Raw genomic sequence first — 7,418 nt, 5'->3', positions numbered from 1 at the left:
AGCTTCGGCGTGGGCGGCGGCGGCGACAAGGTGCCGGGCGCCCGGCCGGTGGCGGCGCGATAGGCCTCGCGCGCCACTTCCAGGTTGCCCTGGGCGGCGGCCAGGCTGGCGCGGGCGGCGGCCAGCGCGGCATCGGCCTGCGACACGTCGGTCTGGGTGATCTCGCCCACCTCGAAACGGTCCGAGGCGGCCTGCTGTTCCTGGCCGATCACCCGCACGGAATTGGCTTGCAGATCGACCTGTTCGGTGGCGCTGCGCACGTCCAGATAGGCCTGGACCGCGGCCAGCAGCACGTCCTGTTCGACCCCGACCAGGGCGGCGCGGGTGGCCAGCACGGTTTCCTTGGCGGCGTCGATGGCGATGGCGTTGCGGCCCCAGTCGTAAAGCGTGATCTGCGCCTGCAGCCCGATGCTGGTAGAACGGCCGATGCGGCCCTCGACCTTCTGGAAGCTGTGCTCGGCCACCCATTGGATCACCGGGCGCAGCTGGGCCAGCGCCGTCGCCGCATCCTCGTCGGCGGCGCGCAGCACGGCGCGGTTCTGGTCGAGCAGCGCCGAATGGCGATAGGCGGCCACCATGGCATCGGCCAGCGTCTCGGCCCCGGCCGGAAGGGCCGTCGCACCCGCGAGCAGCGCCGCGATCAGCGGTCGCCGCAGTGTTCTCAGCGTTTTGCGAAACATCCCTTGGCCTTTCCTGTCGGAATTCACAAGACGAAGCCCCTTTGCCGCGCGAATCCCGGCAGCACCGGGGCGGCGGCATTGAAGGCGAAGCGCCAGTTGACCCGACCGTCCAGCTTGTGGCCAAGCCGCACGGTGCCCAGATTGTCCTCGCGGAACAGGGCGACGATGCGGCCGCCCGCGCGCAGCTGCTCGGTCAGGGCCTGCGGCACCTCCTCGACGGCGCCCTCGATCAGGATGGCGTCATAGGGGGCCTGGCCGGGGCAGCCCTCGGTCAGCGCGGCCTTGACCACGGCGACGTTGAAGACGTCCTGCGCCGCCAGCCGGCTCTCGGCCTCGGCAGCCATGCTGCCGTCCTCCTCGACCGCGACCACGGCCTCGGCGATGCGGGCGATGACGGCGGCGGTGTAGCCGTAGCCGCAGCCCACATCCAGCACCAGGTCGCTGCCCTGCAGGTTCAGCACGTCCAGCATCTTGCCCAGGGTCCGCGGCTCGAGCAGCACGCGGCCGGGCGCAATGTCGATGTTGTTGCCCGCATAGGCGACGTCGCGGCGGGCATCGGGGACGAACTGCTCGCGCGGGACGGACAGCATCGCCTCGATCACGGGATAGCTGGTCACTTCGTTCGGACGGACCTGAGTGTCGACCATCATGGTGCGTCGCTGCGCGAAATCGGTCATTCTGCGAACCCTGCTCTCGGTTGGCTACGGGAACCTCTTGCCACGAAAATCCGGGGTGAGCAACGGCGCCCGGCGCCATGGAGGCGAGGATGTGGCCGCCGGCCGCAGATGGGGTCGGGCCGCGCCGGACCGGGCAGCCAAGCGCCGAAGGCCGGCATGGCGGGGCGCCGCCGGGCGGTCATTCGACCACGATTCCGGCTTCTCCCGCCTCGGCATGGCCGACGCTGGCGGCCAGCGGGAAGCCGGCCGCGCGGATCTGCGCCAGCACCGCATCCGCCGCCTCGGGGGCCACGGCGACCAACAGCCCGCCCGAGGTCTGCGGGTCGGTCAGCAGGTGGCGGCGCCAGTCAGCCAGGCCCTCGGGCAGCGCCACCTCGGCGCCATAGGCGGCCCAGTTGCGCACCGAGGCGCCGGTGAAGAACCCGGCCTCGGCCAGCTCGGCCGCCCGCGACAAGAGCGGCAGATCGGCGAGCCGCAGCCGCAGCCGCAGCCCGGCGCCGCGCGCGATTTCCAACCCGTGGCCCAGGATGCCGAAGCCGGTCACGTCGGTCAGGGCATGCACATCGGCCCGCTTGGCCAGATCGGCGCCGACCTTGTTCAGCGTGGTGGCCGAGGCGACCATCTCGTCGATGCCGGCCTGGTCCAGCGCGCCCTTCTTGATCGCGGCGGAATAGATGCCGACGCCCAGCCCCTTGGTCAGGATCAGCGCGTCGCCCGGCCGCGCATCGGCATTGCGGCGCAGCTCGGACGGGTGGCAAAGACCGATCACGGCGAGGCCGTAGATCGGCTCGGGCGCGTCGATGGAATGGCCGCCGGCGACCGGGATGCCGGCCTGATGGCAGATGTCGCGCCCGCCTTCCAGGATCTCGCGGATCTGGTCCGGCGCCAGCTTGTCGATGGGCATGCCCAGGATCGCCAGCGCCATGATCGGCCGCCCGCCCATGGCATAGATGTCAGAGATCGCATTGGTCGCGGCGATGCGGCCGAAGGCGCGCGGATCGTCCACCATCGGCATGAAGAAATCGGTGGTGGCGATGACGCAGGTGCTCTCGTCCACCTGATAGACCGCCGCGTCGTCCGAGGTCTCGGTCCCGACCAGCAGCTGCGGAAAGGCCTGAGCCAGCGGCTGGCCCGCCAGCAGTTCCCGCAGCACCGAGGGCGCCAGCTTGCAGCCGCAGCCGCCGCCATGCGCCAGCGAGGTCAGTCCGGGTTGGTCGTTCATTGTCGCGCCCTCCTGTCGGTCAGCCGGCGCACGGTAACGTAGAAGGCCGGGACCATGAAGATGCCAAGGAAGGTCGCGGCGATCATGCCGCCCATCACGCCGATGCCGATGGAATTCTGCGCCCCGGCTCCGGCGCCGGTGGCGACGGCCAGGGGCAGCACGCCCAGGATGAAGGCCAGCGAGGTCATCAGGATCGGCCGCAGCCGCAGCCGGGCGGCATGGATGGCGGCCTCGACCGCGGTGCGGCCGGACTGTTCCAGGTCGCGGGCGAATTCCACGATCAGGATGGCGTTCTTGGCGGCAAGGCCGATGGTGGTCAGGATGCCGACCTTGAAATAGACGTCATTGGCCTGGCCGAAGGTCAGGGCCGCCACCACCGCGCCCAGCACCCCCACCGGCACCGCCAGCATGACCGAGAAGGGGATCGACCAGCTTTCGTAAAGCGCCGCCAGCGACAGGAACACCACCAGCGCCGACAGCGCGAACAGCCAGGGCGCCTGGTTGCCCGACTGCCGCTCCTGATAGGACAGCCCGGTCCAGGCGGTGCCGTAGCCGCCCGGCAGTTGCGCGACCAGTTCCTCCATCGCGGCCATGGCCTCGCCCGAGCTGGCATTCTCGCCGGGCTGGCCCTCGATCTGGACGGCGTCGATGCCGTCCATGCGCGACAGGCTGGGCTCCACCGGCTCCCAGCGGGTGGACATGAAGGCGTTGAAGGGCACCATCTCGCCATCGGAATTGCGCGCATACCAGCTGTCGATGTCCTCGGGCTGCATGCGGTTGGCGGCGGCGGCCTGCACGACCACCGGGCGCAGCTGCGCGCCCAGGGCGAAGTCGTTCACCTCGGTCCCGGCGAAGATCGTCGACAGCATGGCGTTCACCCCCGACAGGCTGACGCCCAGGCTTTCCGCCTTCTGCTGGTCGATGTCGATCTTCAGCGCCGCCTCGTCCTCGGACCCGCCGCTTTCCACGTTCTGCAGCCGCGGATCCTGCGCGGCGGCGCGTTCCAGCGCATCGGCGGCCTCGGTCAGCGCCACGACGCCGCTGCCGGTCTGGTCCAGCAGATACATGCTGAAGCCCGCCGAATTGCCCAGCCGCGGGATGGCCGGCGGCTGCATGAAGGTGATCCGCCCGGCGCGGTGGCCCTGGAAGCGCGCATTGGCGCGCGAGGCGATGGCGCTGGCCGAAAGCCGCGGATCCTGGCGCTGGTCGAAATCGCGCAGCTTCACGAAGACCATGGCCCGGCTTTGCGAATCGCCCGAGAAGCCGAAGCCCATGGCGACGAAGACCGATTCGACCGCGTCCTTTTCCTCGGTCAGCATGTAATCCTCGATCTCCTGCACCACGGCGGCGGTCTGCTGCGCGGTCGAGCCCTCGGTCAGCGAGATGCGCGACTGCAGTACGCCCTGGTCTTCGCTGGGGATGAAGGTGGTGTGCATGCGCCCGAACAGCTCGGTGGCGCCGAAGCCGATCGCCGCCAGTAGCAGCATGACCAGCAGCGGCCGGCGCAGGGTGCGACGCACGCTGGCGGAATAGCCCCGGGTCAGGAGCTCGAAGCCGGCATTGAACCAGCGGGCAGGCGCGAAGCGCACCGGGCCGTGGCTTTGGCGCAGCAGGCTGGCGCACATGGCCGGGGTCAGGATCAGCGCCACCAAGAGCGACAGCACCATGGCGGTGATGATGGTGACCGAGAACTGCCGGTAGATCACTCCGGTCGAGCCGGGCATGAAGCCCATCGGCACGAAGACCGCCGACAGCACCAGCGCGATGCCGATCAGCGCGCCGCTGATCTGGCCCATGCTCTTTTCCGTCGCCTTGACCGGGTCGAGCCCCTCCTGTGCCATGATGCGCTCGACGTTCTCGACCACGACGATGGCGTCGTCGACCAGGAGGCCGATGGCCAGCACCATGGCGAACATGGTCAGGGTGTTCACCGAATATCCCAGCGCCGCCAGCATGGCGAAAGTGCCCAGGAGCACCACGGGAATGGCGATGATCGGGATCAGCGTCGCGCGCCAGTTCTGCAGGAACAGCAGGATGACCAGGAAGACCAGAACGATGGCCTCGATCAGCGTGTGATAGACCTTCTCGATCGACAGCTCGACGAAGGGCGCGGTGTCGTAGGCGATATGCACCTCGACCCCCTCGGGCAGGGCGTTCTTCAGCCCGTCCAGGGTCTCGCGCACGCCATTCGCGGTCTCGACCGCGTTGGCGCCGGTGGCCAGGTTCACCGCGAAGCCCGAGGCGTTCATGCCGTTGAAGCGCGAATCGCGGCCATAACGGGTCTGGCCGATCTCGACCTCGGCCACGTCGCCCAGCCGCACCGCGGCCCCGTCCTCGCCGGTCTTCAGCAGGATGTTGCGGAAATCGTCCACCGAGGTCAGCTGGCTCTGCGCGGTGATGGTGGCGGTGAACTGCTGGCCCTGCACCACCGGCTGCTCGCCCAGGCTGCCGACCGAGACGGTGCTGTTCTGCTGCGCCACGGCGGTGGTGATGTCGGTGGGGGTCAGCTGGAACTGCGCCAGCCGCAGCGGGTCCATCCAGATCCGCATCGCATAGCCCGAGCCGAAGACATTGACACCGCCGACGCCCTCGGTGCGCTTGACCGGGCCTTCCACCACCTGCTCCAGCAGGTTGCCCAGCTCGATGGTGGAATGCTGTCCGGTGGTCGAGACCAGCGAGCCGACCATCAGGATCGAGGACGAGCTGCGGGTGACCGACACCCCGTCGTTCTGCACCGGGCTGGGCAGGCGGCTCTCGACCGAGCGGACCTTGGACTGCACCTCGTTCAGCGCGTCCACCGGATCGACGCTGTCGTCGAAGGTCAGCTCGATCGAGCTGCGCCCGGTCGAGGAGGAGGAGATGGTGTAGAGCAGCCCGTCGAGCCCGGTCAGCGCGTCCTCGATCGGGGTGGTGACCGAGTTCTGCACCGCCCGCGCCGTCGCCCCGGAATAGTTGGCGGTGATGCGGATGGTGGTGGGGGCGATGTCGGGATATTGCGACACCGGCAGCCCGATCAGCGACCAGGTGCCGATCAGCATGGTCACGATGGCCAGCACCCAGGCGAAGACCGGGCGGTGAATGAAGAATTGCGCCATGGATCAGCCCTGCCCGCCGGCCGGAACCTCGCGCACCACGCCCTGGACGTCGATGGCGACGGGAACGGTGGTGATCTCGGCCCCGGCGCGCAGGTCCTGCAGCCCGTCCAGGATCAGCTGCTCGCCCGGGCTGATGCCCTGGGTGACGATCCAGCTGTTGCGATAGCTGCCCTGCTCGCTCAGCGTGACCTGCTGGGCCTTGCCGTCGCGCGCCACGAAGGCGGTCAGCGTGCCGTCCGAGGCCCGGCTGGTCGCCCGCTGCGGCACCAGCACGGCGCGGGTGGTGCCCAGCGTCATCTCGACCCGCAGGAACTGGCCGGGCAGGATCATGCGGTCGGGATTATCGAATTGCAGCCGGATCGGCACCGTGCCGGTGGTGGGCGACACCAGGATGCCGGGGCTGACGATGCGGCCGCTGCCGCGGTATTCCTCGCCGGTTTCCAGGATCAGCCGCGCCTGCGCCGCGCCCTTGGTGATCAGCATGCCGGCATTGATGCGCTCGCGGTTGCGCAGCATCCGGGCGCTGGATTCGGAGACGTCCACATAGATCGGGTCCAGCTGGGTGATGGTGGTCAGCACCTCGGACTGGCTGGCGGTGACCAGATCGCCGACCGAGACCGCGGCCACGTCCGGCACCCCGTCGATGGGGCTGGTGATCTCGGTCCGCTGCAGCGACAGCTGCGCCGCATCCCGCGCGGCTTCCGCCGATTTCAGGTCGGCCTCGGCCTGTTTCAGCGCCACCTCGGCATTGGCGCGGTCCACGGCCGAGACGCCCGAGCCCTCGAGCCGCCGATAGCGGGTGACGGTGTTCTGCGCCTGGGTCAGGCTGGCCTCGGCCCCGGCCACGGCGGCCTCGGCGGCGGCCAGCGCCGCGGCCAGCGTCTCGGGGTCCAGGCGGAACAGCACGTCGCCGGCCTTGACCGGCCGGCCGGGATCATAGGTGATCTCCAGCACTTCGCCGCCCACCTGCGGCCGGATGCCGGTCTGCTGATAAGCGATGGCGCGGCCGGGCAGGGTGACGGTATAGGGCACGTCCTCCTCGGCGGTGGTCATCACGCCGACCTCGGCCGGACCCTGTGCGCCGCGCGCGCCCGGCCCGACCTGCCCCCATCCCGGCCCCCAGGGCTGTGCCGCCAGAAGCAGCGCCAGCGCCGCGCCTTTCAAAATCCCCTGCCCGGAGGTCATCTGCCGTTCCTTGCGGTTTGGTGGTTGTCTGCATTGTTTAGGCGGCAAACCCCAATGGCAAGTAAACGAGGCCGGCATCGGCGATCACGGATTCGCCAGCAAGGCAGACGGCTTCTTCGTTGCCCAAATGCCCATGCGACCGCGCGGCCGGGCGCGACGGCTCAGAAATCGACGCAGATGCCCTTCTTTTCGTAATCGCCATAGCGCACCGGCTCGGGCCCGTCGCGGCCGCCCAGCTCGACCGGCAGGTCCAGCGACTTTTGCTTGCGGCGGCGTTCCTCGGCCTCGGCCAGCGCCCGCTGCGCGGCGGGCGGAAGATCCTTGCGGTCGGTCATGGCGGTTTTCCCTGCATCGCGCTAGACCGGACCAATCTAGGCAAGGGGCAGGCTTTGGACAAGTCACGCGGCAGAACGGTCAAGGATGTGGCACGTGCGGGCGCCCTGCGCCTGCTGGCGGCGGTGGAGGAGGGCGCGACCCTGGACGAGGCCGCCGCGCTGACCGAGCGCCTGCCGCCCCCCGACCGCGCCCGCGCCCGGCGCCTGGCGCTCGAGGTGCTGCG

Annotated in this window: 6 protein-coding genes; all 6 read right to left on the bottom strand. The window is 69.6% G+C overall.

Translation table 11 applies throughout. The annotated features are described in order from the left end of the window. A partial coding sequence (locus I9P22_RS22550) for a TolC family protein (protein WP_199262309.1) occupies positions 1-680 on the bottom strand: 680 nt, incomplete at its 3' end. 23 nt (positions 681-703) lie between these two features. After that, entirely contained in the window at positions 704-1,357 is a 654-nt protein-coding gene (locus I9P22_RS22545) for a protein-L-isoaspartate O-methyltransferase family protein (RefSeq protein WP_199262305.1), read from the bottom strand. A 178-nt stretch (positions 1,358-1,535) separates the two neighbouring features. Continuing rightward, on the bottom strand, positions 1,536-2,579 hold the full coding sequence (gene selD / locus I9P22_RS22540; RefSeq protein WP_199262303.1) for a selenide, water dikinase SelD: 1,044 nt from the start codon (positions 2,577-2,579) through the stop codon (positions 1,536-1,538). Continuing rightward, on the bottom strand, positions 2,576-5,674 hold the full coding sequence (locus I9P22_RS22535; RefSeq protein WP_199262302.1) for an efflux RND transporter permease subunit: 3,099 nt from the start codon (positions 5,672-5,674) through the stop codon (positions 2,576-2,578). The genes selD and I9P22_RS22535 overlap by 4 nt, the downstream gene beginning before the upstream one ends. Positions 5,675-5,677: 3 nt before the next feature. After that, a complete protein-coding gene (locus tag I9P22_RS22530) occupies positions 5,678-6,859 on the bottom strand; it encodes an efflux RND transporter periplasmic adaptor subunit (RefSeq protein WP_199262301.1) in 1,182 nt (393 codons plus the stop codon). Positions 6,860-7,020: 161 nt separating this feature from the next. Next, a complete protein-coding gene (locus I9P22_RS22525; RefSeq protein ID WP_199262300.1) occupies positions 7,021-7,194 on the bottom strand; it encodes a DUF1674 domain-containing protein in 174 nt (57 codons plus the stop codon). Positions 7,195-7,418: the final 224 nt, after the last annotated feature.

The organism is Paracoccus binzhouensis (assembly GCF_016446475.1).
Taxonomy (GTDB): Bacteria; Pseudomonadota; Alphaproteobacteria; order Rhodobacterales; family Rhodobacteraceae; genus Paracoccus; species Paracoccus binzhouensis.
Note: the sequence above shows the minus strand (reverse complement) of the source record. Positions and strands in the feature narration are given on the sequence as shown.

Coding starts and splice junctions, on each gene's coding strand:
- I9P22_RS22545 (WP_199262305.1), bottom strand. CDS start 1,357: ATGACCGATTTCGCGCAGCGACGCACCATGATGGTCGACACTCAGGTC.
- selD (WP_199262303.1), bottom strand. CDS start 2,579: ATGAACGACCAACCCGGACTGACCTCGCTGGCGCATGGCGGCGGCTGC.
- I9P22_RS22535 (WP_199262302.1), bottom strand. CDS start 5,674: ATGGCGCAATTCTTCATTCACCGCCCGGTCTTCGCCTGGGTGCTGGCC.
- I9P22_RS22530 (WP_199262301.1), bottom strand. CDS start 6,859: ATGACCTCCGGGCAGGGGATTTTGAAAGGCGCGGCGCTGGCGCTGCTT.
- I9P22_RS22525 (WP_199262300.1), bottom strand. CDS start 7,194: ATGACCGACCGCAAGGATCTTCCGCCCGCCGCGCAGCGGGCGCTGGCC.